The following is a 24169-nucleotide window of genomic DNA, read 5'->3' as shown; positions in this document are numbered from 1 at the left end:
GGGCGCCGTGCTGCCGGTGCGCGGCGCGGGAGGTGCGGGGACGCCTGGTCTGCCCGGGACCGGGGGAACCCCGGCGGGTCGATGTGTCGACCCGCCGGGGCCCGGGTGTCAGGGCCAGGCGTTGAGCTGGGGGAGCGGGGAGTCGGTGTCCGTTGCGGGGAGGGTGGCGTGCGGGCGGCCGGAGATCCAGGCGGCGAGGGCGCGGACCGGGCCGTGCACGCGGGCCGGGGCCTCCCCGGGGCCGGCGTTCTCAGCGGCGGCCCAGCCCTCGTCGGTGTCCTGCGCGTGGAGCGTGGTGCCCTGCGGGAGGCGGGGGGTGAGGAAGGCGACGACGTGGGTGGAGAGGGCGGTGCTCCACGCGTCGGGGCTGTGGCCGACGGTGAGGTCGACGGTGTGGAGCTCGGTCTCGCGCCACCAGGCGAGTTGGGTGGCGAAGAGGGGCGAGTTCCGGTAGCTGCAGGGCAGTTCCCAGCCGTCGGGGCCCAGGGGCTGCCAGGCGTCCTCCAGGGCGGTGAGGCCCTCTTCGAGCTGGTCGCGCAGCCAGGGCACGGGCCGGCCGTGGAGTTCCTCGATGCGGCGGTCACGGGTGGGGCGGCCGCCGTCGTACACCTCGACGGTCTCGCCCTTGACGGCGTAGCGGGCCTGGCGGGCGAACGCCTGCGACAGGTCCGCGAGGTGGATGAGGACGTGCGCGCGGGTCCAGCCGGGGAGGTGGATCGCCTCCCGGGCCTCCTGCTCGGTGAGTCCGGCGACGGCGGTCCGCAACCGGGCGTGGGCGGCGCGGATCTCGCCGAGCCGTTCGTCCACCCCGATCCCGCCGTACGCGGGGGCCGAGTGGTCGATGGTGGTGCTCATGAGGGGTTCCTTTCGAGGTCCGGCGCCTGTTCCCCGGCCGAGGGCTCCTGCGGCACGAACGCGTGAATCCAGCAGAGGATGTCCCGGATGACGTGGTGGTCCTTGTTGGGCCGGAGCGCGCCGATCTGGTGGTACATCACGCCTTCGCTGGGCGGACCCAGGAAGGTGATCCGGGACGCGACGGAGCCATCCTTGCGGACCGGGTGGAACTCAGGGGTGAGATCCAGACCTCCGGGCACGAAGTCCGGTTCGCCGACGCCGGGGTTGGCCCACTTGCGGACCAGGCCGCGGCGGAGCAGGTTGGGGTAGATGTCCATGACGTCCCGCTCGGCGTCGAAGCCGTGCACCCGGGCGTCGACGAGGGCGTGCGCGAACCGCACCGCGCCGGTGGCCGGTCCGTCCACGCGGAAGAGGCCGCGCTCCTCGTCGCAGCCGAGACGGGCCCCGGGGCCGACGGAGATGTCGACGCGGCCGCTCTTGACGAGGGCGGTCACCTTCTCCATCGCCTCCACCGAGGCGCCTTGGCACAGCCGGTTGTGGTGCGGTGTGTAGACGGTGAGGAAGGTGCGGTGCGAGGAGGCGAGCAGCCCACCGAAGTCGACCGCCTCGATGACCACGCCGCGCATGTCGCGCCAGGCCGCGTCGGCGGCGGCCTTGGTGGGGTTGCTCAGGTTGCCCTGGGTCGCCCGGCGGATGTCCCGGTCCAGGAAGTCGAGGAACGTCCGGACGTACTCCTCGGGGTCGGCGTAGCCGCCCTCGGGCACGGGCACCGGGTCGATCGTCCGTTCCCAGGAGAAGCGGTGGTCGGCCGGCGCGGCGCTGTGCCGCCACGGGGACTCGGCGGACGCGACGGCTGCCGCGAACGCACGGGGGTCGTCCGCCCGGGCGAGCAGTGCCTCCGCCTGCTCCGCGCCGTGGACGACGGTCAGGAAGGCCCGTACCGCCCGGTCGAGGGGAGGCGTGCCGTCGGCCGGTCCGGTTCCCGGCGGCGGTGTCAGGGGGGCGCTGCCGCGCAGGACGGCGTCCACCCGGTCTCCCACGGCCCCGGCCAGCTCCTCGACGGGTGCGAGGAGGAACTCCCCGGCCTCGTGGTGGTCGGTGAAGGCGGCGGCGTCCGCGAGGAACTTCTCGTACGGCGGCCGGGCGGCGCGGACGGCTGCCTCGCGGAACTCCGCCCCGAACAGGACCCCGTACTGGAGCAGCGCCATCTCCAGCAGGATCAGGGGGAAGACGTGCCGCTCGAAGTCGAGCTGCCGGACGGTGCGGCCGCCGATCTCGTTGGGCACGCCGACGGTGCGGCGCAGTTCGGCGACGGCCGCCAGGGTGAGGAACGGGCCCTTGTACTCCAGGGCCGCGATGTCGCGCTCCTTCTCGTTGTACGGCCGGGCGAAGGTGAACAGCCCCGAGCGGCTGAACGCGACGATGGAGTCCGGTTCGGCGCCGCACGGGACGTAGCGGAGCTCGCCGTCGTCGTCCCGCTCGAAGGTCCCGCCGCGGCTCTCGGTCAGGTACAGCAGCACGTCGATCCCGGTGAGGCCCATGCCGAGGCAGGCGACCGTCGTCCCGGGGCCGGTGAGCGCGGGGTCGAGCGACCGTTCCAGCGGGTAGGCGGAGGGGATCAGGTGCGCGGGGTGCTCGGCGGCGAACCGGGCCAGCTCGACGTGGTGCGGGTTCAGCTCGGGCCGGTTGCTGGAGTGCCCGGTGAGCATCAGCACGTGGTCCGCCTCGTAGGGCTCCTCCCCGTCGGCGGTCAGCACGGCGTACCGGTCGCCGCGCTCCTCCAGGTCGACCACCTCGGCCTGCCGGAGCGTCACCCTCACGCCGGCCACGGCGCGGAGGATCGCCACATAGCCGGCGAACTGGTCGCGCAGCGCCTCACCGTGCACGAACCGCTTCGGCCAGTCCTCGGCGACCATGTCGTACAGCGGGTCGCCCGTCTCCGCGAACTTCCGGCGGCACCACTCCAGCAGGGTCGGGCGCTCCGCCGAGGGCAGCAGCGGGCCGGCGTCGACGACGCTCTCGTCGGCGGCGAACGCGACCTGTCCGACGATTCGGTTGAGGTAGCTGCTCCGCGTCTGGTCGGGGCTGTGCACCTGGCCGGGGCCGAACTCGCCCGACAGGTCGTAGATGACGATGTCCAGGGACGCCGCGGCCCGCCGGCCGCGCAGCAGGGCTGCGAGGCGTTCCAGCACGTAGGTGCAGGTCGGTCCGCCGCCCACGATGGCCAGGTGCAGGGGCCCGGCGTTCACAGAGTCTTCGGTAGTCACCGGTTCACCGCTCCATCTCTCGTTTCGACAGGGGGCTGGGTGGGGCGGGCGACGTCGTCGGCGGTGACCTCGTCGAACGCCCGGAGGAAGCCGCTCAGGTCCTCGTCGGTGAGCCGGCCCATGTTGGCGACGCGGAAGGTCCCCGCCGACTTCCCCTGGGTCGCGTAGATGACGTAGCCGCGTGCCTTCAGCCCGTCGTGGAGTTCGTCGTAGGTCATGCCGCCGGAGAGACGGGCGTTGGTGAGCGAGCCCGCCCGGTGTTCCGGCGGGAGCAGCAGCTCGATGCCGCGGCTCTCCAGCCCGGCACGGATCGTCGCCGCGCGCGCCGCGTACCGTGCGGTGCGGGCGGGGACCCCTTCGGCGAGGGCGAGGTCCAGCGCGGTGTCCAGCGCCCGCAGCACCTGCAGCGCCGGGGTGAACTGCGGGCTGCCGTTGAGGACCTGTGCGCGGTGGTTGGCCGCCAGGTCGAGGTAGAAGGTCCTGGCCGGTACCGCTGCCAGGCCCCCGAAACGTTCGTGCGGCGCGCAGACGAAGCTGATGCCGGGCATGCCTTCCAGGCACTTGTTGGCCGTGCCGACGCACCAGTCGATCCGGTCGCGGACGACGTCGAGTTCCTCGGCGCCCAGGCTGCTGATCGCGTCGACCACCAGCGAGCGGCCGTGGCGAGCGGTCAACCGGCCGAGTTCGCGGAGGGGGTTGAGCATGCCGGTGCTGGTCTCGTGGTGGACGACCCCGACGTGGGTGATGTCGGGGTCGGCGGCGAGCGCGCGGTCGACGGCATCGAGGTCCAACGGGACGGCCCAGCCGAACTCCAGCCGCGTGGTGGGGATTCGGTGGACGTCCGCGATGCGCAGCAGGCGTTCGCCGTAGTGCCCGTTGTCGAGCACCAGCAGCCGGCCGTCAGCCGGGACGACCGAGCTGACCACCGCTTCCAGCGCCGCGGTGCCGGAGCCCGTGAACAGCACGGTCGCATGGGTGTCGGGGCCGGCGCCGCAGATCCGGCTCACCTTGCCGCCGACCGTGCCCAGCAGCGCCTGGGCCTCGGGCTCGCGGTGGCACTCGTCCGGGCCGCCCAGTGCGGCGCGGACCCGGTCGTGCACGTTGACGGGGCCGGGGTTGAGCAGGACGACCCGGCCGGGGTCTGCCGAGGTGCCGGTCATGCGGGGTCCTCCCGGAACAGTTCGGTGGCGGTGGGCGTGCGCCGCCGGATGAGGGTGCGAGGGGTGCTGCCGGGCCACGACGCGAGCGGGGCGAAGAGGTGGTCGAGCCCGCCGGAGCCGCGGTCGCCCTTGGTGATGAGGCACTCGGCGCCCCGCCGGGCATGGGCCGCCAGTGCCTCGACCTTGCCCTCCATGGCTCCGGTGGCGTCCCAGGCGTCCTCCCAGAACAGCCGTCGGACACCGGACAGGTCGTCGGGGTCCAGGTACGGCAGCACGGGGCTCTCACGCCCGGGCGCCAGGTGGATTCCCGACACGTCGGTGAGGGCGACGACCCGGACCGGCCCGGCGGCGACGGCGGTGTCGAGCACGATGCCGGGGACGTCGTCGCTGCTGAGGATGCGCAGCGTCCCGGCGGCGGTGATCACGCAGTCACTGGACAGCACCGGCAGCGCTCCCTCACCGAGGAGCCGGGAGACCACGCCCGTCGCGGTGGCGGTGGTGCCGTCGGGCAGCTCGCTGAAGAGCGGGGTCGCCTGGAGCGGTACGGCCCGCACCCCGCGGGCGCGGAGCGCCGTCGTCCACGACCAGCGCATCCGGAAGGCGGGCTCCGTCAGGGCCACGGCGGCGTAGGGGTCGTCCCGCGCGGCCTTGATGCGCAGCCCCACGGGGTGGCAGAGCGCGCCGCCGCCGGTGACCAGGACGACCCGGCCGGGGCGGGCGGTGTGCAGCTCCGCGACGCGCGCTGCGTAGGCGTCCACGGCGGCGTCGTCCGTTTGCCCGCTGCGCCGCTTGTCGGACAGCAGGCTGCCACCGACCTTGAGGACCAGCAGCCCCGGCGCGCCGTTCCCGGCGGTGCCCGGGTCGCGCGACGCCGCCGGCGAGGTGACGGCGGCGCTCACCGGAGGGGAACCGTGGAGACGGTCCCGGAGGTGTGTCGCCGGGCGTTGAACAGCCGCTCCAGGAAAGGCTGTTCCCAGCGGGCGCTCTGCCCGTCGAGGGAGCCGTAGACCTCCAGGTAGTCGGTGTCCTCGGGGCGCAGGGCGGTGAGGACCCGCTCCGGTACGCAGTCCGGGTAGAGGACGGAGGTGAAGTGCAGGGCGTAGTACACGATCTCCTCGCCGCCCACCGCGGCGACCCGCTTCAGGAACCGCTGCCAGGCGTCGTCCTCGCAGGCCCCGGCGACCAGGGCCAGGTCCAGGAACTTGCTCAGCTGGAGGTCCTGGCGGTCCTCGATGAAGTGGAGGCTCGTGGCCTCCTTGTGCAGGTGCGAGCAGAGGTCGAGGAGGCGGTCGTCGGGCGCGGGCTCCCAGGCGGGAGCGCCGCACAGCACGACGGGGACGGCCCGGTCGAGCAGTTCCCCGGCGGCGGCGGAGACGCCGGACTTCTTCTGGAAGATGTCGTGGCAGATGTCGACGTTGAAGTCGGTGATGTCCGGCCGGCCGCCCGGCTTGCGGTACGGTAGCTGGTTGCTGAGGTTCATCTTCCAGAACGCCTGCGTCTCGCGGCTGTAGGGCTCGATCCGCTCGCCGTCCTCGGCCACTCTGCCCTGGATGTAGCCGAGTCGCAGGAGGACCTCGTGGGCGGCGCGCGCGTCGTCGCGGGAGAGCAGGACGTCGAGGTCGGCGATGCGGCGGAGCGCGGGGTCGCTGTACTCGCCCTCGCCGAGGGAGAAGCCCTTGCGGACCGCGAACCGCAGCCCCGCGGCGGACAACGCGTCGAAGACCCGGCCGAACTCGTCGGAGAGGCCCTGGTTGCGGGCCCGGTTGGCGAGGTAGGCCCCGGTGAACACCCAGGGGTAGGGGAAGGCCGGCAGTTCCCCGGCCTTGCGGTCCAGCCGGTGGCGGTCGACGTGCCGCCCGATCAGCGGCAGGAGTTTGTGCCAGGCGGCCGCCTCCAGGAAGGCGCCCCAGTCCAGGTCCGGCCGTGCGGCCAGCGCACGGACCGCCGCCACGTCCTCCTCGGTGAGACGGAGATGCGCCATGCGCAGCAGCAGTCGGGAGTGGGCGGGCGCGTCGTCGGCCAGCGGGTCACGGGGGCGGGTCGTGTCAGTCATGTGGCACCTCTGCGGGGGACGGGCCGCCCTGCGGGAGTCGGCGGAGCGCACGGTGGTCGGTCTTGCCGTTGGGGGTCAGGGGGAGCTCGGCGAGCTCGACGAGCTGCCGCGGCACCATCACCTCGGGAAGGAAGCCCGAGAGATGGGCGTGGAGTTGGTCGGGTGTCACCGGGGCGCGGACGGTGTAGTGGGCGCGGAGCGCGGGGAGGCCGTCGGTATCGGTCACGGTGACGGCAGCGGCGCCGACGGAGGGGTGCCGCAGCAACCCGGCCTCGATCTCGTCGAGTTCCATCCGCACCCCCGCGACCTTGATCTGCCGGTCGACGCGGCCGAGGTACAGGACGACGTCCCCCTCGAAGCGGGCGAGGTCACCGGTGCGGTAGAGCCGGCCCGACGGGGAGCCGGGGTCGAGCGGGTCCGCGTGGAACGCGCGGGCGTTGTTCTCCGGGTCCCGCGCGTAGCCGAGGCCGACGACGACGCCGCCGACGAAGAGCTCGCCGGCCTCACCGGGCTCCGCGGCGCGCCACGGACCGTCCTCCGTCTCGCGCACCAGCAGGTAGAGCCGTGCACCCGGGACGGGGCTGCCGACGGGGAGCCGCGGCCGCTCGGTGTCGGCGGCCGTCACCTCGTGGTGGGTGACGTCGTCCGAGCACTCGGTCGGTCCGTAGGCGTTGACCAGGCGGGTGTGGGGGAGTGCCGCCAGGGCGCGGGCGGCGAGCCGCGGCGGCAGCTCCTCGCCGGTGGAGACCAACTCCCGCAGCGCGGGCAGGACCGGTGGCCGCCGCTCCGCCTCGTCGACGAGCCAGCCGACGATCGTGGGGACGAGTTCGACCACGGTGACGCCGGTCCGTTCCAGGACGGACCGCAGGCGGCGCGGGAACTCGATCTCCCGGCGGCGGACGACGACCACGGCACCGCCCACCAGCAGCGGGGTGAGCATCTGCCAGATGGAGATGTCGAACACCAGGGGCGCGGTGAAGGCGAGCCGATCGGCGGAGGAGAAGCCCAGGTCGGCGACCTTCGCCCACAGGTGGTTGGCCATCCCCCGGTGCTCGACGACCGCGCCCTTGGGGCGGCCGGTCGTGCCGGAGGTGAAGATGACGTACCGCGGTTCGCGCGACCGGTCGCGGCCGTCGGGCTCGTAGGGGGCGTAGGGGGCGGCCTGCCCGCCCCGGGCGGGCGTCACGACGACGGGGGTGCCGAGTGCGGCGGCTGCCTTCACCGCGCTCCCGTCGGCGGCGGCCGGGTCCGTGTAGTCGAGCAGGAGCCCGACTCCGCCGCGCCGCAGCACCTCGGTGACGCGCTGCTCCGGCCAGTCGGAGTCGAGCGGCAGGTAGACGGCGCCGAGTGCTTCGAGGGCGAGGAAGACGGCGACGGTGTCGGCCGAGCGCTCGCCCACCGCGGCGACCACGACGCCGGCCCCGCAGCCGGCGGCTCGGAGCGCCGCCGCCACCTCGCCGGTCCGGGCGAGCAGCGCGGGGTAGGTCAGGGTGAGGTCGCCGTCGACGACGGCGGTGGCGTCCGGAGTGGTCCGTGCGAACCGGGCGACGTGGTGGACCACCGCGGCGGCGGTGTCGGAGGTGGCGTCGCGCCCGAGGGAGAGCGCGGCCGCCCGGTCCGCGGCCCCCTCGGCGAGCGGCAGCGGTGCGAGCCGCGGCGCGGCGAGGTCGGCGGGGCGGAGGTCGGCCGCCGGCGGCGGGGTGGCGGCCGGTGGCGGGGCGAGGTCGGTCGGCTCGTCGGTCACGACACCCCCGCGCTCCGGTGGCGGTCCAGCTCGTTGAAGAAGCCACCGATGGGCACCGCGTCCCCGGCGGCGACGGCCGCCCGGTGCACGTGGGCCCCGACCGCGAGGTCGAGGACGCCGAGCCCGAAGGGGGAGAAGACCACGGTCCTGTCGGCCGGTACCGCGAGCGTCCCGGTGAGCACGTCGTGGAAGGTCCCGTGCAGGAAGTCCCTGCCGCCCGTCCGCTGCTCCGCGAGGTGCACGGAGGTGTCCGCCTTCAACACGTGGTCGACGTCGTCGACGATGTTGACGCTGTCCAGGATCACGTCGGTGCCGAGGTCGCGCAGCGACACGTGCAGGACCAGGGGGTGGTGGGAGAACCAGTCGGGGTCGGTGACGTGCGGGGTGGCCGCGGTGGTGGCGCACACGACCACGTCCGAGGCGCGGACCAGGCCCTCGGCGGTGCCGTGGAGCCGCACCGGACGGCCCGTGGGCCCGAGGACCTGCCGGGTGAACGACTCGGCGCAGGTCTCGTCGAGGTCGTGGACGTGGTACTCCTCGATCTCCCAGTCGAGTTCGGCCAGGTACTCGTGGAGGAAGCGTGCGATCAGGCCGCTCCCGAGGAAGCCGACCCGGCGCGGTTGCCCGCCGCGGGCGGCGGTGATCCGCCGTGCGGCAGCCGCGGCCGAGGCCGCCGTGCGCACCGCGCTGATGACGGAGGCCTCCAGGCAGGCGTAGGGGTAGCCGGTGGCGGGGTCGTTGAGCAGGAGGACCGCGGAGGCCCGGGGGATTCCCCGTTCCAGGTTGGTGGGGAAGCTGGAGATCCACTTGATGCCGTCCACGGCGCCGCCGGCGACGCCGTCGGCCGCCTCGGGGTCTCCCGCACCGACCGAGGCCGGCAGGGCGATGATGCGGGCGGTCGGCCGGTCGGGGAACCGGAGGAAGTACGACGGGGGGTTGACGGTCTCCCCCCGCCCGTGGCGGCGGTAGGCGGCCTCCACGAGGTCGATGATCTCCGACCGGTTCCCGGCGAGGCATCGCTGCACGGCTGCTCCGGGGACGACGGCGAACTGCGGAGGCCCGCCCTGCTGCTCAGGCATTGCTCTCTTCCTGTTCCTTGTCGAGGTCGCCGTAGGTGCGCCGCACCCAGGCGTCGTCGTAGACCGTTTCGATGTAGCGATCGCCCAGGTCGGCGGAGATGGCCACCGAGGTGAGCAACGCGACGGGGTCGTGCCGCCGGAGCCAGTCGGCCGCGCCGCTGACGACGGTTCCGGTGGACCCGCCCATGAGGAACCCGTGCCGCGCGAGACGGCGGCACATCCGGACCGCGTCGCGCTCCTCGACGCGGACGACCTCCTCGACCGGGGTCGCCTCCACCAGCGGCATGCGTTCGGCGGCGCCGAGCCCCGGCAGGTGGCGCGGGCCGGCGGGCATGCCGAAGTTGACGGAGCCGACGGTGTCCACCGCGACGATGCGGGTGCGCGGCGCGTTGTCGCGGAACCAGCGGACGCAGCCGGTCAGTGTGCCGCCGGTCCCGGTGCCGATGAACAGCACGTCGAGGGAGGGGAACTGTTTCGCTATCAGCGGGGCGGTGTTCTCGTAGTGGGCCAACCAGTTGGCGGGGTTCTCGTACTGGTTGAGCCACACGTAGCCGGGGTCGCGGGCGCACAGTTCGCGCACGGTGCGCTTGCGGGCGGCGAGGTAGCTGCCGTCGGCGTCGGGCTGGTCGGCGACGACCACCTCTCTGCCGAGCGCGCGCATCAGCTTGACGGTGGCGGGGTTGCACTTGGGATCGGTGACGCAGACGAACGGCAGGGACCGGGCGGCGGCCACCACGCTGAGCGCCACCCCGAGGTTTCCGGACGACGACTCGACCATGGTCGAGTGCTCGTCGACCAGGCCGAGCCGGACCGCCGCCGAGACCATGGAGGACGCGGCCCTGAGTTTGACGGAGCCGGCGAAGTTGAAGCCTTCGCACTTGAGGTGCAACGGAACGCGGAGGGTCGGCCCGAGGTCGACGTAGACGTCGCTGTCGAACAGTTCGTCCGCTGTGGAGATGATGGCCAAGAGTCGTTCCCGCTTCTGTCGTCCCGCCCAACGGCCGTACCGGCGCTCAGACGTCGAGCTTCTGCCAGGACTCCAGGCGCTGCAGGGCGAAGATGTCCTGGACCGAGGCGATCGAGTTCTCGACCGCGGTGCTGTCGCCGGTTTCGTAGACGGAGCGGTAGGTCGCGCGCAGCGCGCTGACGGTGGCCCGCAGCCCCTGGTTGGCGTAGATGACGACGGAGACGCCGGCCTGCTTGATCTCGTCGATGTGCCAGTCCGGGTAGGTCGTGGGGACGATGACCACCGGGACGCGGAAGTCCCAGCCGTCGAGGAAGCCGAGGACCTGGTCGCGGGTCCTGACCTTCGAGTGGACGAGGACCGCGTCGGCACCCGCGTCGGCGTAGGCGCGGGCACGTTCGAGGGCGGCCTGCACGTCCAGGCCGCTGATGAGCGCCTCGGTGCGGCCGATGACGAACATCTCGCGCGTCGCCTGGGCGGCCTTGGCGATGCGGATCTTGTCCGCGAACTCCTTGGTGGGGAGCAGCGTCTGGCCGCCGGAGACGAAGCTGTTCATCTTCGGGAAGAGCTTGTCCTCCATGCAGACGGCGGTGATACCGGCCGCCTCGAACTCGTGGATCATGTGCGCCACGTTGAGGTTCCCGCCGTACCCGGTGTCGCAGTCGGCGACGACCGGGATGCGCAGCGCCTTCTGGATGTTGGCCGCGGCTTCGAGGTACTCGGTCATGCTCAGGATGCTCGCGTCGGGGAGAGCCCGTGAGGCCGAGACCTCGAGGCTGGAGGACCAGACCGCCTGGAACCCCGCCTCCTCGGCGAGCAGCCCGCCCAGGGCGTGGTTGGCGCCGGCCACTCGAACAATCTCGTTGTCGGCCAGCACAGAGCGAAATGAGGGATGGATGGACCGCTGCACGCCTGGGACTCCTGACTCGTTCACGGAAGTTGATCTGAGCGCTCCGCGTCGATGACGACGCCGTCTGAGCAGTGCTCAGGCAAGGAATTGCCTGGCGTACGTGGGGAGATCAGTGCCTCGATACCGGGACAAGGGCCGGGTGGCACGGAAGTGAAGGTAGGGTGACGGTGCCGGGGCTGTCAACGGTCTGTCAATCATCTTGTCAACGACTTGCCACCCGTGCTGGAATGCTCCCGGCCCGAGGAGGGCCATCGGAAACCCGGAGAGGAACAGCAGAGATGAGCACCACGCTCGCACTCGCACACCCCCGCACCCTCAAGGTTCCGGACGAGACGTTCCACCGCTTCTCCGAGGCGACGCAGCGTGAGGTCGCCGCCCGCGTCGACCAGCTCGTCGAGCGGTTCCCCGACGGGCGCGTGGACGCGATCGAGGTGGACCTCCGGAGCCTCCCGCTGCTCACCGCGGAGGTCGACGCCGTCCGCCATGTCATCGACGACACGGCCCACTTCCTCGTGTTCGACCGGGTCAGCGGCGTGGACACCCTCCGCGGCCAGGCCGTTCTCGCCTGGCTGCTCGGCACCGCCCTCGGCCGGCCCATGGTCCAGAACACCGACGGCTGGCGACTGATCGAGGTCTACGACCGCGGCGTCCGCCGGACGATCGAGGACGGTGCGCGCTACCACCAGACCAAGCAGGGCGCGTACATGCACAACGACGCCGTCAACGATGTCGACCCCATCGACTACCTGCTGCTGTCCTGCGGCCAGTCCGCCCACGTCGGCGGCGAGAGCATCCTCGTGGACGCCGGGCCCGTGCACGAGGTCCTGGTGGACCACCCCGACGAACTCGCTCTGCTCACACAGGACTTCTGGTTCGAGAAGCGCGGGATGTCACTGACGCGGGAGGACGGCTTCTTCCGCTCGCCGATCATCCGCTACACCGCGGACGGTGAACCCCTGGTGCGTTACTTCCGCACCTACATCGAAGTCGCCCACGAGAAGGTCGGCGAGCCCCTCACCGACGAACAGCACGCCGCGCTGGACCTCTTCGACGCCGTCCTGGACCAGTCTTCGGTGCAGTACCGCGTCCGCCTGGAGCGGGGCCAGACACTGGTCTCGGCCGACGACCGCTTCCTCCACACGCGGACGGCGTTCTGCGACCGCTTCCCGCCTCGCGAGATCGACATGACGGCGGACCGGCCCGAGGAGGTCAACCGCTACATGTTCCGGATGTGGTCGACCAAGGCCTGACGGAACGCCACCGCACCGAGGACGACCACCGCTACGGGAACAGGACACCACGTGCTGCGGGAGACCGCCCCCCAGGACCGCCGGCCCCGTGGCCGACGCGCCGGGACGCGGGGCCGATCCGTCGGCGACCGCCGTCCGCGCCGGACCCGGCCGCCCGTCGTCCGGCGCCCTGCCACCGGCCGCGCCGCCATCGCCACCGCCACCGCCATCGCCATCGCCATCGCCATCGCCACCGCCGCCCCCGGCCCCCGGGGCCGCGGCCTCACCGCCGTTCACCAGGACCGCCCATGAGCCTTCTCAAGAACCACGACTTCCGGCTGTTCTGGGGTGCTCAGACGGTCAGCATGGTCGGCACGAACATGACCCGCGTCGCCATCCCGCTGCTCGCTGCCAGCGTCCTCTCCGCCACCCCGTTCCAGATGGGGCTGCTGCTCGCCGCGCAGACCGCCGCCTACCTCCTCCTCGGACTGCCGGCGGGCGTCATCGTCGACCGGTCCCGCTGCCGCCCGGTGCTCATCATCTGCGACCTGCTGCGGGCCGTGCTGATGGCCGCCATCGTCGTGGCCTTCCTGCTGGACCGGGTCACCTTCGCGGCGCTGCTCGTGGTCACCTTCCTCGTCGGCCTGGCCACCGTGTTCTTCGAGGTCGCCTACCTGTCCTACATCCCCGTCCTGGTGGGCCGCGACAACCTCGTCGAGGGGAACGCCCGGCTGGAGAGCACCAACGCGGTCTCCCGTCTCGCGGGACCGACCCTCGGCGGCAGCCTGGTGCAGATGGCCGGCGCGGTCGTCACCGTCTCCGTGCAGGCGGTCTCCCACCTCGCGTCCGCGCTGCTGCTGTACCGCATCCGCACCCCCGAAGCGGTCCCCGACCGCACCGCGCGCCGCCGCATGGGCCCCGAGATCCGCGAGGGCCTGGGGTTCGTCCTGCGCGACCCCGTCTTCCGCGCCATCACCGGCTCCGCCGCCACCTACAACTTCTTCTACTCCGTCACCCTGCCGATGGTGATGCTGCTGCTCGTCAACGAGATGGGGCTCTCCGGGGCTGCCGTCGGCGTCCTGATGGCGGTCGGCGGGGTGGGCGGCGTCCTCGGCGCCGCCTTCGCCGGCCGGCTGTCCCGCCGGTTCGGCCAGGTCCGCGCCATGTGGACGTCCTACCTCCTCACCGTGCCCGTCGCGCTGCTCATCCCGTTCGCCGACAGCGGCTGGCGGACCGCACTGTTCGCCGTCCCCTGGTTCGTCATGAGCTTCGGCATCGTCGCCTACAACGTCGGCCAGGTCAGCATCCGGCAGCACCTGTGCCCGCCGGAACTCCTCGGCCGGATGAACGCCAGCGTGCGCTTCCTCGTCTGGGGGATCATGGCGCTCGGCGCCCTCACCGGCGGCGCCCTGGGCGAGTGGTTCGGCATCCGCGGCGCCCTCCTCGTCGGGGCGATCGGCATGAGCGCCGGCGTGCTGTGGCTGGTGTTCTCCCCGCTGCGCCCGCTGCGCGACCTGCCCGCCCCCGCCGAGCCCCCGGCCGACCGGACCGCAACCGTGCGCACCTGAGAACAGCCCACCCCGGAACCACCGAATGGAGTCCCCCGTGTCACCTCGCTACGTCGTGTTCCTGGAATCCCCGTGGACCGGCGCGGGCCAGGACTGCGCCCGCTTCCTGCTGGAGCGGGGCGTCACGCCGCTCATCCTCGCGACCGACCCGTCCCGCATGCACCCCTCGCTGCTCCACGACTACGACCGGCTCGGTGTGGAGATCCGCGCCTGCGACATCGACTCCGCCGACGCCGTGGTGGCCTTCTGCGAGGAACTCGCCACCCAGGGCGACCTCGTCGGCGTCACCTCCGTCTACGAGTACTACTGCGACATGGGCGCCCGCGTCGCCCAGCGGCTCGGGCTCGCCGGACCGGACCCGGCCGCCGCCGCGATCTGCCGCTCCAAGTCCGCCATGCGGGCCGCGATGGCGGCCGTGCCCGGCCTCAACCCGCTCCACCGGGTGGCCGAGTCACCCGAGGCGGCGGCCGCCGCCGCCGACGAGATCGGCTACCCCGTCGTGGTCAAGCCGCTCGACCTCACCGGCAGCCTCTTCGTCCGCCGCTGCGAGAACAGCGCCGACGTCACCGCCATCACCGCCGAGGTGATGCGGCTCGGCGAGTACCTCGGGCACACGGTCGCCCCCGCCGTGATGGTCGAGGAATGCGTCCCCGGCGCCGAGTACTCCGCCGAGATCGTGCACGGCAAGGTGCTCGGCCTGACCGAGAAGATCGGCAGCCGACCGCCGCTCTTCCTGGAGATGGGCCACGTCTTCCCCGCCGCCCTGTCCGGGGAGCGCGAACGCCTCCTCATCGAGAAGGCCGAACTCGCCGTCAAGGCGGTCGGCATCACCTGGGGTCCCTCCCACGTCGAGCTCAAGCTCACCGCCGACGGCCTGGACGCCCGGGTCATCGAGGTCAACGGCCGCATCGCGGGCGACCGGATACCCGAGGCCGTGCGGATCGCCAGCGGCGTCGACATGTGCCACCTCCACATGACCGCACTGCTCGGCGGCACACCCGACCTCACCCTCACCGCCGACCGCACCGCCGCCATCCACTTCCTGATGCTCCGGCCCAGCGGCCATCTGGACGCGATCGACGGCACGGCCGAGGCACTGGCCGTCGACGGCGTCCACGAGGTCCACCTCCGCCCCGGGGTGCAGGTGGGCATCGACTACCGCGCCAACGGCTCCAACCGCGACCGGGCGGCCTGGATCATCGCCGAGGGCGCCGACCGCGAGCAGGCGCTCGCCCGGGCGCGAACCGCCGGCGAGAAGCTGGTCTTCACCTGGTCGCCGCTCCGAGACACCGCCGCGGAGGCATGACGCCGTGACGGCCCCGACCGCCCCGCAGGCGCCCGTCCTGCCGCCGACCCGCACCGTCGCGGTGCCCCTCGCAGCCGAGCCCGCGGCCGCCGGCGGTGACGCCCTGTTCCCGCTGACCTGGAGCCAGCAGTACTACCTCGCGGAGGTGGACGCGGCCCGGCTCCACGGCCGGGGGCTCACCGTCCCCCGGCTCTACCGGCTCCGCGCCGGCACCACCGAGACGGCCGTCGCGACCGCCCTCCGCCGACTGGTCGAGGGCCACGACGCGCTGCGCAGCCGGGTCGTCCGGACACCGGAGGGCCCCCGCCAACGGGTCCCGGAGCGCGGCACGCTGCTCCTCGCCGTCCACGAGGCGCCCGCAGGGGACGCCGGCCCGCACGCACGGGCCGTCCTGGACGCGCTGGCCGCACCCCCGCTCGACCCGGCGGACGGCCTGCCGCTGCGCGCGGCGCTGGTCAGCAGCGACGGCGAGCCGCGGTTCCTCGCGCTGGCCTTCAGCCACGTGGCCGTCGACGCCTACGCCCTCGTCCCCGTCTCGGCGCAACTCGTCGAAGAGATAGCGGAGACCGACCCCCTGCCGCGCCGGGCGGCGGCAGGGAGCGGCCCGGGCGCCGGTGCCGGCCACGGCCCGCGGCAGCAGGCCGCCGTCGAGGCGTCGCCGGCGGGAGAGCGCGCGGCGCTGCGGGCGCTGCGCCTGGCCGAGGAGACGTACCGCAGGGCGCCCGCCGGACGGTCGCCGGAGCCCCTCGCCCCCGCGAACCCCCGCCACCGCTTCCTCAGCCATCGCTCCGCCGTGCTGAGCCTGGCGGTCGGAGCCGTCGCCGCCCGCACCGGCCAGTCACCCGCCGCCGTCCTCGCCGCCGCGCTGGTGGCGCTCGACGCCGCTCGGTCCCCGGCCGGGGCCGACGGGGGGCACCCGGGGCAGCCCCGCTTCGGCGCGGTGCACCTCGTCGCGGCCAACCGCCTGCGACCCGAGACGGCCGCCGCCGTACTGCCGTTCTCGCAACCGGTCCCCTGCTGCGTGGACACCGCCGGGGTCACCTTCGACACCCTGGTGCACCGCACCGCGGCCGCCTCGCTGCGCGCCTACCGGGCCGGCGGCGCTCCGCCCGACCGGCTCGCCGACCTGCTCGCGACGGTGGAGCGGGAGCGGGGAGTGCGCCTCGACGCCACCCCCGTCCTCAACTGGCGGCCCCGCGCCACCGCACTCCCCGTCCGTGCCACCACCGCGGCGGAGTTGGCGAACGCGGCGGCGGCCACCGCGACCGGGCGTGCGGTCGCCGACCCGTGGCGGGCGGGGCACTACCTCAGCGCGGACGTGGACGCCGACGGCATCGCCCTCCTCGTCCAGGTCGACACCGCGGTGTTCCCGCCCGACCACGGCGAGCGCCACACCGCCGCCCTGGAACGGCTGCTCCGCGAGGCGGCGCTGGACCCGGCCCTCGCGGCGCTCCCGGACCCGACGCGGCCGGCCGCCGCCCACCCCTCGGCGGGCGACGGCCCTGCCGTCCGAGCCACCGACTGAGAGCAGGAACGATGGCACAACAGCAGCGAACGGTGCTCCTGGTCGGCGCCGGGGTCATGGCGGAGGGCTACCTCCGCGCGGCCGACGCGCTCGGGTTGCGGGTCGGTGTGGTGGAGACCCCGGAACGGCACGCCGCGATCGCCGACCGATTCCCCGCCCTCGCGGACTTCGAGCCGGTCACCGGGGACGCCGCGTTGGACGAGAGCTGGACGGCACCGGCGATGACGCTGGCCGCCCGGCTGCACCCCGACGCGGTGTGGGGCTTCGCCGAGCCGCACGTGCTGGCCACCACGCTGGTGCAGCACCGGCTGGGTCTGCCGGGCCCGGGGCTCGACGCGGCGACGGTCTCCCGCAACAAGGCGCTGCAGCGCTCGGAGTTCGCCCGCGCCGGGCTGCCGCAGCCGGCCCACCGGCACGTGCGGAAGCTCTCCGACGCCACCGACTGGGCGCTCGACCGGCTGCCCGTCGTCGTCAAGCCGCTCGCCGCCCAGGGCAGCCAGGGTGTCGAGCGGGTGGCGAGCCCGAGTTCCTGGGCGGACGCGGTCGCCCGCCGGGACGCCGAGGGGCCGCTCCTCGTCGAGCAGTACGTCGAGGGGCCGGAGTACAGCGTCGAGGCCCTCGTCCACGGGGGCAGGGTGCTCTTCACCAACCTGACGCGCAAGGAGACCACGGGGCCGCCGTACTTCGTCGAGGTCTTCCACGAGGCGGGGCACGGCGCGCAGCGCCCGGTACTCCGTAAGACGGCGGACGAACTGTGCCGCGGCGTGGTCCGTGCGGTGGGCATGGCCACGGGCATCGCGCACCTGGAGTTCCGCGCCGCCGCCGAGGACGAACCGATGATCATGGAGGTCGCGGTCCGTACGCCCGGCGACCACATCGCCGAACTCGTCTCCCGTGCCCACGGTTTCGATGTCTTCGAGGCGTGCCTGCGCCTCGCGCTGGGCGAGACGCCGGCCGTGCCCGACGGGCAGGCGCCGCTGCGGGCGGCCGGCAGCCTCTTTCTCTCCTCGCCGGTCTCGGGCCGGCTGGCCGAACTGGACCTGTCGGCCTGGGCCGGCCTGCCGGAGGTGGCCCGGCACGCGCCCCGCCTCGCAGCCGGCGCAGAGGTGAGGCCCGCCCGCGACTCGGGCGACCGGTTGGCCTGGGCGATCCTCGACTGCGTCACACCGGACCGACTCGACGCGCTGGCCCGCGAACTGGTCGACACGGTGGAGGTGCGCCTCGCCCCCGGACCACCGCGGACGGTCGAGAGCTGACCGCCGGTCATGCGCAGGGGCGCCCGCCCCTGCCCGCCATCGAGAAGGAGGGGCCATGTCCGAAGAGCGCGTGCTGATCGTCGGCGGCCGGATCGAGAACATCCGCAAGGCCAAGGAGGCCGGCCTGGGGGTCGTCCTCCTCCAGCGGCCCGACGCGTTCACCGACGAACACGCCGCCCTGGTGGACGCGGCGCTGCTGGTGGACTGGACCGACTGGTCCGTGGTCGAACCGCTGGTGGCGGCCGCCCACCGCGCCCTCGGGTTCGGCTCGGTGGTCACCACCACCGAGGCGGGCGCGGAGCCGGCCGGCCGCATCAACGACCTGCTGGGGCTGGGCGGAGTCTCGTACGAGGTGACGCGACTGCTGCGCGACAAGCTGAGTATGCGGCGGCACCTGGCCGCCGTCGCTCCGTCGATCTCCGTCGCCGCGGCCGAGGTGGAGGAGCCTGCGAGTCTGGAGCAGTTCGGCGCACGCCACGGCTACCCGTTCATCGTCAAGCCGGTCGACGGGGTGGGGAGCCTCGGGGTGCGGCTCGTGGAGTCGGCCGACCGCACGGCGGAGGTCTGGGAGGAGATCGCCCGGCTGCGCCACTGTGACCACCGGTTCTCCCACCTCTTCCCGCTGGGGCGCTTCCTCATGGAGGAGTACGTCCGCGGGCCCGAACTGAGCGTCGAGGCCTTCACCTTCGAGGGGAGGCACGTGGTGGTCGCCCTCACCGAGAAACTGACCTACGGCAACTTCGTCGAACGCGGGCACGTGGTGCCGGCGCGGATCAGCCAAGCGGACGAGGCGGCCGTGGTGGCGTGTGTGACGACGCTGCTGGACGCGATCGGTGTCGAGAGCGGCCCCAGCCACACCGAAGTGCGGCTCTCGGACGGCGGGCCGCGCGTGATCGAGTCGCACAACCGCCCCGGAGGGGACCGCATCAGGGATCTGGTGGAGGAGGCGACCGGCTTCGACATCGAGCGGTACGCGGTGGCCTGGCCGAGCGGCGCCCTGCCCGCCCTGGCGGAGCGGCCCCCGGTGCTGCGGTCGGCGGCCACCCGGTTCCTCACGGCCGACCCCGGCAGGGTCACCGCGGTGGAGGGAGTGGAGGACGCCCGTGCCACCGTCGGCGTGGTCACCGTGGACGTCACGGTCGAGCCGGGGGACGAGGTCCGGCCCCTCCGGTCCAGCTGGGACCGGGTCGGCCAGGTGGTCGCCGTGGCGAGCCACCCGGACGCGGCAGTCGCCGCCTGCGAGAAGGCCGCCGCAGCCGTCGGGATCGTCACCGTTCCCGACGAGGGCGGCGAGGGCCGGCAGGCCGGCGCCGCGGGCGGGGCCGGGTGACCCGTGGAGTACCAGGAGATCACCACGGAAGAGGAACTTCGTGAACTCGTCGGGCCCGCGAACCCGGCGGCCTACAGCAAAACGACCCCCGTGCTGCGGGAATACGAACGCGAATGGATAGCGGGTTCGCCTTTCTGCATGATTGCGACTGCGGCGGAGGACGGGACATGCGATGTCTCGCCCAGGGGTGATCCCGCCGGTTTCGTGCACATCCTCGACGAGAGAACGCTGGCCGTTCCCGACAGGCCGGGCAATCGGAGACTCGACACCTGGCACAACGTGCTGCGGAACCCGCACGTGGGAATGATCTTCCTGATTCCGGGACGCGGCGACACCCTACGGGTCAACGGTCGCGCGCGCCTGGTCCGTACCGCTCCGTTCCTCGACGAGATGGTGGTCAAGGGGAACCGGCCGAAGCTGGCGCTCGTGGTCGATGTGGAGGAGGCCTACTTCCACTGCGCCAAGGCCTTCATGCGCGCGAAACTCTGGGATTCGGGCACCTGGGCTCCGGACGCCGTGGCCTCGCGGGCGCGGATCGCCCGTGCGACCGAGTGGACCGACGCCTCGCTGGAATCGTTGGAGCGCAGGTACGGGCCCTCCTACGAGCAGCATCTCTACCCCGACGCGCCCCCGGGGTCGGGAGAGTCCTGACCCCTCCTCGGCTGCGCGGGGTCCTGACCGAAACCACGCGCATTCCCGGGGAATTGGCATTACTGTCAAGTGTTGCCGGACGTCGTCGGTCCGGGTAGATTGACTTCGCCCCGGCGTGGGCGATCGGTGAGGTTGAACAGGGGGAGATCCCATGGGGAAGACCGTAGTTGCTCGTGCAGTTGTTCTCGCTTTATCAGCTCTGTTTGTCGCGGGTTCGGTGGCGGTCGGTGCGGGGGAGTCGCGCACTCTGGCCGTGGGGACCGTCTCCGCGATTGACTGGCCGTAATTCGGCGGTTGCAATCCGCTGCCTCGTCGCAACGAGGCGGAGGTGTGGTCGCCGATGCCGGTCGGTATATTCTTCACACTGCTTCGGGGGGGCTAGAGTAGCCCCCCCGAAGTATGTGCGGCGGGGCATCGGACGAAACCTCGAAGGCAGTGGTCGTATGCTGGAGCAGCCCGGCTTCGGGCGGCGCTTGCGCCAACTCAGGATGCAGCAGGGAAGAACACAGGCGGAGTTGACCGGCCCCGGTATGTCCGCCGCGTACCTCTCCCGGTTGGAGTCGGGCGCCAGGGTGCCGACGCAGCGTGCCGCCGGCTACCTCGCGGAGCGCCTCGGTGTTCCCGTCGAGGTCTTCGCCGACCGCACGGGCGACGACCTCTCGGACGTTGTGGCGACCCTGGCCTTCCGGCCCGACAGCGAGCGCGACGAGGAGATGCGGGACCTCCTGACCGAGGCGCTGGCGCGGGCCGCCGACGCCGCCCCGGCCACCCGCTGGCAGGCGCTGGCCATGCTGGCGGAACTCAACGCTTTCCTGGGGGACTTCACCGACGAGCAGCAGGTGCTCGACGATCTCGATCAGCTCAGTGAGGAGCTGGGGCGCCCGGCGCTGCAGGTCTACACGAAGCAGCGGGTGGCGCGCTGCGCCCGCAACCGGGGGGACGTGGGCCTGACGCGCCGGGCGGTGCGGGAGGCGCTGGAGCTGGGCGAACGGCACCAGGTGCGGGTCCCCACGGCGGACCTCCTGCGCAGCCGGCTGCTGCTGGTCTCCGCCGAGGCCGAACTCGGCAACATCGCCGAGGCGATGCGGCTCAGTCTGGACATCCTCGGCGAGCTGCCGCCGGGGCGTGGCTCCCTGGCCGCCGAGGCCCACTGGACCGTTGCCGTCGTGTGCACCCGACAGGGCGAGGCGGAGGCGGCCCTGCGCCACCTCGACACCGCGATCGCCGCCCTGGACAGCCGGGAGGACGTGACGCTGTGGATGCGCCTCCGGCTGGGAGCGGCGTCGCTCTGCCTGCAGAGCCTCCCGCCGCGACCGGAGCAGGCCCGGGAGCTCCTCGCCGCGGTCGAGCCGATCCTGGAGTTCGCCGGTCCGCCCCGGCACCGCCAGGAGTTCCTCTTCCTGCGCGCTCAACTCGCCTTCCAGCAGGGAGACTCCGCGGCCGCGTCCGAGCTGGTGGAGAAGGCCCGGGAGGGGCTGCACCACTTCACCTACCGCGACCGGGTACGTTTCCGCATCCTCCAGGAGAGGCTGGCCGCCCACGCGGGCGACGCCCACGCGGTCGCGCGCCTCAACGAACTGGCCGCCGAGGTCCAGCGGACGCAGATGCCCGAACTCGCCGGTGAGGTCTACCGGGCGGCCACCGAGTGTGCCGTCGAGGCGGTGCTGCCCACGTTGTGAGCCCCACCGGAGCCGCGCCGCTCCCGTCCGGCCACCCCGGCCTCCGCTACCCCGGCCTCCGCTACCCCGGGTGGCGGGCGCGGCGGCGGAACTCGGAGGGCGAGCAGCCGACATGGCGGCGGAACGCCCGCGCGAAGCTGTCGGCGCCCGGGAAGCCGCAGGCGCGGCCCACCTGGGAGACCGGGGTGTCCTCCGTGCGGAGCGGGCGCCGCGCGCTGTCCACGCGGAGCCGGGTCACGTACTGCAAGGGGCTCTCCCTGGCGGCCGCGGCGAAGCGGCGGGCGAAGTGGTACCGGCTGAGCCGTACCCGGGCGGCGAGGTCGTCGAGGGTGATCGGGCCGGCCAGGTTGTCCTGCACGTAGCAGCGCACCAGCTCCAACTGGTGGGTGGTCAGCCCGCCGGGGCGCGGCACTGCGGCGGTCTGCGGGACGAGCAGGTGGGTGGCGAGGTAGTGCGCGGCCGCCGCCCCGTAGCGCTCGTCCGCCCCGGCCGCCGCGGCGTCGACCAGCGCCGCCGCGATCGCCGCGAGGTGGGGGTCGAAGCTGCGGAGCGTGGTCAGCCGCTCCGGCGGCAGTCCGCCCGGGCCGCCCGGGCCGCCCGCTCCGGCTTCGTCGACCGGGTGCCAGGCGAGTTCGACGACCGCGATCTCGGTGGGGGACCGGGGTGTGCCGCCCGTGGCGAACCGCAGCGTCTGGCCCTGCGGGACGCGGCAGACCTCGCCGGGCACCAGCGAGGTGCAGCGTGGCGGGGAGCCGTCCGCCTCGACGCGGCAGCGTCCGCGCAGTGGCGTGAGGATGCCCAGGCAGAGCTGCGGAACGCGGTAGACCACGGCGCGCTCCGCGCCGGGGGCGCGCAGGACGCGCGTCCCCAGGCGGCCCCACTGCCGACCGGGCGGGGGGGCCCGGCGGCTGCCGCCGCTCTCCGGGTGCTCGACCGTGTTCACGGACCGTTCCTCCGTCGACGCTGGGTACGGGCTGTCGCGTGCTCGGTCGGTGGTGCGGGTCGTCGCGGCGTGCCGTGCGCCCGACACGGTGTCAGGTCTGCCCATCGCAGGGAGCGGCGTGTCGGGCGTGATGTCCGTCTCCGGACAGTTCGTGTCCGAACGCGGTCCGACTGGGGGGCCAACTCAGCTGATAACCGGCCAGATGTGCGCCCGATAAGGCAAGTTGGGCTTCTGATTGAGCAAGATCCGTCAACTGGGTGGTCCGTGCAGCGCGTATGGTCTGTGCGTGGCCCCGGCCCGACGACCGTGGACGGGCGCCATCGGCGCGGGATCGCCGAGGTACGCGCCGTGAGGGCGCCGACCGAGGGCCCGCGCCACGACGAGACCGTGGGGAACGACGAGCGGCGACGACGCCCCGCCGTCCACGCGGGTGCTCGCCGTCCACGGCCGAACCGCCGAGCGATCGCCGGCGCCCCGGCCGCGGAGAACCCGCCGCGACCACCGCGGCGGCGGCGGACGCCCCGGGGCCGGTCGCATCCCCACGGCTTCCCACACTGCGGACCGGGAGGGAACGGGTGGCTGGCGAGCACATGCGGTACGGGCTCCTGGGGCCGGTGCGCGCCCACCGCGACGGCACCGACCTCGATCTCGGGCCACGGCAGCGCCGTGCGCTGCTGGCCCGCCTGCTGCTGGCCGACGCCCGGCCGGTCCCGGTGCGCGAGCTGTGCGACGCGCTGTGGCGCGGCGACCCGCCGACCGGAGCCGCCTCCTCCGTGCGGGCGCACGTCAGCCGGCTGCGGTCCGTCCTCGACCCCAACCAGCCCGGCCGCACCAGCGGGCTGCTCGTCAGCGAACCGACCGGCTACCGGCTGACGTTCGCTCCCAGCGAGTTGGACGTCCACCGCTTCGAGTCGGGCGTGGCCCGCGCCCGGTCGGCCCTCACCCGCGGGGACCTCGCCGGCGCGCACGCCGCCACTGACGGCGCCCTGGACCTCTGGCGCGGCAGCCCCCTGGCCGACCTCGACGACTACGCCTTCGCCCGCGACGAAGCGGCCCGCCTGGTCTCGCTGCGGCAGGACGCCGCCGAACTGCGGGCCCTGCTGCTGCTCCGTACCGGCCAGGTCGAGGAGGCGCTGGACGCCGCCGAACGGCTGGTGGCCGACGCACCGCTCCGGGAGGCGTCCTGGGCGCTGCGGGTACGGGCGCTGTACCGCGCCGGGCGCGCCGCGGAGGCGCTCCAGTGCCTGGAGCGGTTCCGCCGCACCCTCGACGAGGAGCTCGGACTCGAACCCAGCCCGGCGATGAAGGAACTCCACACCGCCGTCCTGCGCCACAGCGAGGACCTGCTCGGACCGGAGCAGCCGTCGGCGGCCGCGGACGCCGCGCCCGCAGCCCCGGTACGGCTGTCCGGTTCGGTGCCGCTCCCCGGCGCCGCCGGACGGCCGGCGGCCCCCGGACCGGTGCCCGAGCTGTCCGCGACCGGGCCGACGGACGCCCCGCGCACAGCCGGCGCCGAACCGACCGGCTACCGGCTGACGTTCGCTCCCAGCGAGTTGGACGTCCACCGCTTCGAGTCGGGCGTGGCCCGCGCCCGGTCGGCCCTCCCCCGCGGGGACCTCGCCGGCGCGCACGCCGCCACTGACGGCGCCC

20 protein-coding genes are annotated in these 24169 nt (G+C 73.5%); 10 read left to right on the top strand and 10 right to left on the bottom strand.

The features are described from left to right. Nucleotides 1-108: 108 nt before the first annotated feature. Genes HCN56_RS08670 through HCN56_RS08630 form a run of 9 tightly spaced genes read right to left on the bottom strand, consistent with a single transcriptional unit; the run spans nucleotide 109 to nucleotide 11032 of the window. Nucleotides 109-855 carry a maleylpyruvate isomerase family mycothiol-dependent enzyme gene (locus HCN56_RS08670; protein ID WP_167968922.1) on the bottom strand — a complete coding sequence of 249 codons (747 nt, stop codon included), beginning with the start codon at nucleotides 853-855 and terminating at the stop codon, nucleotides 109-111. Beyond that, nucleotides 852-3122, bottom strand: a complete 2271-nt coding sequence (locus tag HCN56_RS08665) for an FAD/NAD(P)-binding protein (protein ID WP_167968921.1) — start codon at nucleotides 3120-3122, stop codon at nucleotides 852-854. Before HCN56_RS08665 ends, HCN56_RS08670 begins: the two co-directional genes overlap by 4 nt. Then, entirely contained in the window at nucleotides 3119-4282 is a 1164-nt protein-coding gene (locus HCN56_RS08660; RefSeq protein WP_167968920.1) for a pyridoxal-phosphate-dependent aminotransferase family protein, read from the bottom strand. The genes HCN56_RS08665 and HCN56_RS08660 overlap by 4 nt, the downstream gene beginning before the upstream one ends. Next, nucleotides 4279-5181 (bottom strand): amino acid kinase family protein, encoded by a 903-nt coding sequence (locus HCN56_RS08655; protein ID WP_167968919.1) that lies wholly within the window; start codon nucleotides 5179-5181, stop codon nucleotides 4279-4281. Before HCN56_RS08655 ends, HCN56_RS08660 begins: the two co-directional genes overlap by 4 nt. Next, nucleotides 5178-6335, bottom strand: a complete 1158-nt coding sequence (locus HCN56_RS08650) for a nucleotidyltransferase domain-containing protein (RefSeq protein ID WP_167968918.1) — start codon at nucleotides 6333-6335, stop codon at nucleotides 5178-5180. The genes HCN56_RS08655 and HCN56_RS08650 overlap by 4 nt, the downstream gene beginning before the upstream one ends. Beyond that, nucleotides 6328-8079, bottom strand: a complete 1752-nt coding sequence (locus HCN56_RS08645) for an amino acid adenylation domain-containing protein (protein ID WP_312871133.1) — start codon at nucleotides 8077-8079, stop codon at nucleotides 6328-6330. Before HCN56_RS08645 ends, HCN56_RS08650 begins: the two co-directional genes overlap by 8 nt. Then, nucleotides 8076-9158: a 2,3-diaminopropionate biosynthesis protein SbnB gene (gene sbnB, locus HCN56_RS08640; RefSeq protein ID WP_167968917.1), complete on the bottom strand. Its 1083-nt coding sequence runs from the start codon at nucleotides 9156-9158 to the stop codon at nucleotides 8076-8078. The genes HCN56_RS08645 and sbnB overlap by 4 nt, the downstream gene beginning before the upstream one ends. Then, on the bottom strand, nucleotides 9151-10125 hold the full coding sequence (gene sbnA, locus HCN56_RS08635; protein ID WP_167968916.1) for a 2,3-diaminopropionate biosynthesis protein SbnA: 975 nt from the start codon (nucleotides 10123-10125) through the stop codon (nucleotides 9151-9153). The genes sbnB and sbnA overlap by 8 nt, the downstream gene beginning before the upstream one ends. Before the next feature lie 46 nt (nucleotides 10126-10171). Next, the gene (locus HCN56_RS08630) at nucleotides 10172-11032 is read right to left on the bottom strand and encodes an isocitrate lyase/phosphoenolpyruvate mutase family protein (protein WP_167968915.1); all 861 of its coding nucleotides are present in this window, start codon (nucleotides 11030-11032) and stop codon (nucleotides 10172-10174) included. Between the two features lie 278 nt (nucleotides 11033-11310). On the opposite strand from HCN56_RS08630, the gene HCN56_RS08625 reads away from it, so the two are divergent. From HCN56_RS08625 to HCN56_RS08585, 9 genes are all read left to right on the top strand, one after another. Then, on the top strand, nucleotides 11311-12282 hold the full coding sequence (locus tag HCN56_RS08625; RefSeq protein ID WP_167968914.1) for a TauD/TfdA family dioxygenase: 972 nt from the start codon (nucleotides 11311-11313) through the stop codon (nucleotides 12280-12282). A gap of 51 nt (nucleotides 12283-12333) precedes the next feature. Next, entirely contained in the window at nucleotides 12334-12573 is a 240-nt protein-coding gene (locus HCN56_RS08620; protein ID WP_167968913.1) for a hypothetical protein, read from the top strand. Then, entirely contained in the window at nucleotides 12570-13829 is a 1260-nt protein-coding gene (locus HCN56_RS08615; RefSeq protein ID WP_167968912.1) for an MFS transporter, read from the top strand. The genes HCN56_RS08620 and HCN56_RS08615 overlap by 4 nt, the downstream gene beginning before the upstream one ends. Before the next feature lie 37 nt (nucleotides 13830-13866). Then, nucleotides 13867-15135, top strand: coding sequence for an ATP-grasp domain-containing protein (locus HCN56_RS08610; RefSeq protein ID WP_167968911.1), 1269 nt, complete (start codon nucleotides 13867-13869; stop codon nucleotides 15133-15135). Nucleotides 15136-15139: 4 nt separating this feature from the next. Beyond that, nucleotides 15140-16660 (top strand): condensation domain-containing protein, encoded by a 1521-nt coding sequence (locus tag HCN56_RS08605; protein WP_167968910.1) that lies wholly within the window; start codon nucleotides 15140-15142, stop codon nucleotides 16658-16660. A gap of 11 nt (nucleotides 16661-16671) precedes the next feature. Then, nucleotides 16672-17916 carry an ATP-grasp domain-containing protein gene (locus tag HCN56_RS08600; protein ID WP_167968909.1) on the top strand — a complete coding sequence of 415 codons (1245 nt, stop codon included), beginning with the start codon at nucleotides 16672-16674 and terminating at the stop codon, nucleotides 17914-17916. 55 nt (nucleotides 17917-17971) lie between these two features. Beyond that, nucleotides 17972-19246, top strand: coding sequence for an ATP-grasp domain-containing protein (locus HCN56_RS08595; protein WP_167968908.1), 1275 nt, complete (start codon nucleotides 17972-17974; stop codon nucleotides 19244-19246). A gap of 3 nt (nucleotides 19247-19249) precedes the next feature. Beyond that, nucleotides 19250-19897 carry a pyridoxamine 5'-phosphate oxidase family protein gene (locus HCN56_RS08590; RefSeq protein WP_167968907.1) on the top strand — a complete coding sequence of 216 codons (648 nt, stop codon included), beginning with the start codon at nucleotides 19250-19252 and terminating at the stop codon, nucleotides 19895-19897. 443 nt (nucleotides 19898-20340) lie between these two features. Next, on the top strand, nucleotides 20341-21576 hold the full coding sequence (locus HCN56_RS08585; protein ID WP_167968906.1) for a helix-turn-helix domain-containing protein: 1236 nt from the start codon (nucleotides 20341-20343) through the stop codon (nucleotides 21574-21576). Between the two features lie 61 nt (nucleotides 21577-21637). Here the strand turns inward: HCN56_RS08585 and HCN56_RS08580 are convergent, their stop codons facing one another. Further along, nucleotides 21638-22519: a helix-turn-helix domain-containing protein gene (locus HCN56_RS08580; protein WP_167968905.1), complete on the bottom strand. Its 882-nt coding sequence runs from the start codon at nucleotides 22517-22519 to the stop codon at nucleotides 21638-21640. 575 nt (nucleotides 22520-23094) lie between these two features. Here HCN56_RS08580 and HCN56_RS08575 point away from each other — a divergent pair. After that, a partial coding sequence (locus HCN56_RS08575; protein ID WP_167968904.1) for an AfsR/SARP family transcriptional regulator occupies nucleotides 23095-24169 on the top strand: 1075 nt, incomplete at its 3' end.

Origin of the sequence: Streptomyces lonarensis, from assembly GCF_012033735.1 — a bacterium.
Taxonomy (GTDB): Bacteria; Actinomycetota; Actinomycetes; order Streptomycetales; family Streptomycetaceae; genus Streptomyces; species Streptomyces lonarensis.
Note: the sequence above shows the minus strand (reverse complement) of the source record. Positions and strands in the feature narration are given on the sequence as shown.

Coding starts and splice junctions, on each gene's coding strand:
- HCN56_RS08670 (WP_167968922.1), bottom strand. CDS start 855: ATGAGCACCACCATCGACCACTCGGCCCCCGCGTACGGCGGGATCGGG.
- HCN56_RS08660 (WP_167968920.1), bottom strand. CDS start 4,282: ATGACCGGCACCTCGGCAGACCCCGGCCGGGTCGTCCTGCTCAACCCC.
- HCN56_RS08650 (WP_167968918.1), bottom strand. CDS start 6,335: ATGACTGACACGACCCGCCCCCGTGACCCGCTGGCCGACGACGCGCCC.
- sbnB (WP_167968917.1), bottom strand. CDS start 9,158: ATGCCTGAGCAGCAGGGCGGGCCTCCGCAGTTCGCCGTCGTCCCCGGA.
- HCN56_RS08625 (WP_167968914.1), top strand. CDS start 11,311: ATGAGCACCACGCTCGCACTCGCACACCCCCGCACCCTCAAGGTTCCG.
- HCN56_RS08615 (WP_167968912.1), top strand. CDS start 12,570: ATGAGCCTTCTCAAGAACCACGACTTCCGGCTGTTCTGGGGTGCTCAG.
- HCN56_RS08600 (WP_167968909.1), top strand. CDS start 16,672: ATGGCACAACAGCAGCGAACGGTGCTCCTGGTCGGCGCCGGGGTCATG.
- HCN56_RS08595 (WP_167968908.1), top strand. CDS start 17,972: ATGTCCGAAGAGCGCGTGCTGATCGTCGGCGGCCGGATCGAGAACATC.
- HCN56_RS08585 (WP_167968906.1), top strand. CDS start 20,341: ATGCTGGAGCAGCCCGGCTTCGGGCGGCGCTTGCGCCAACTCAGGATG.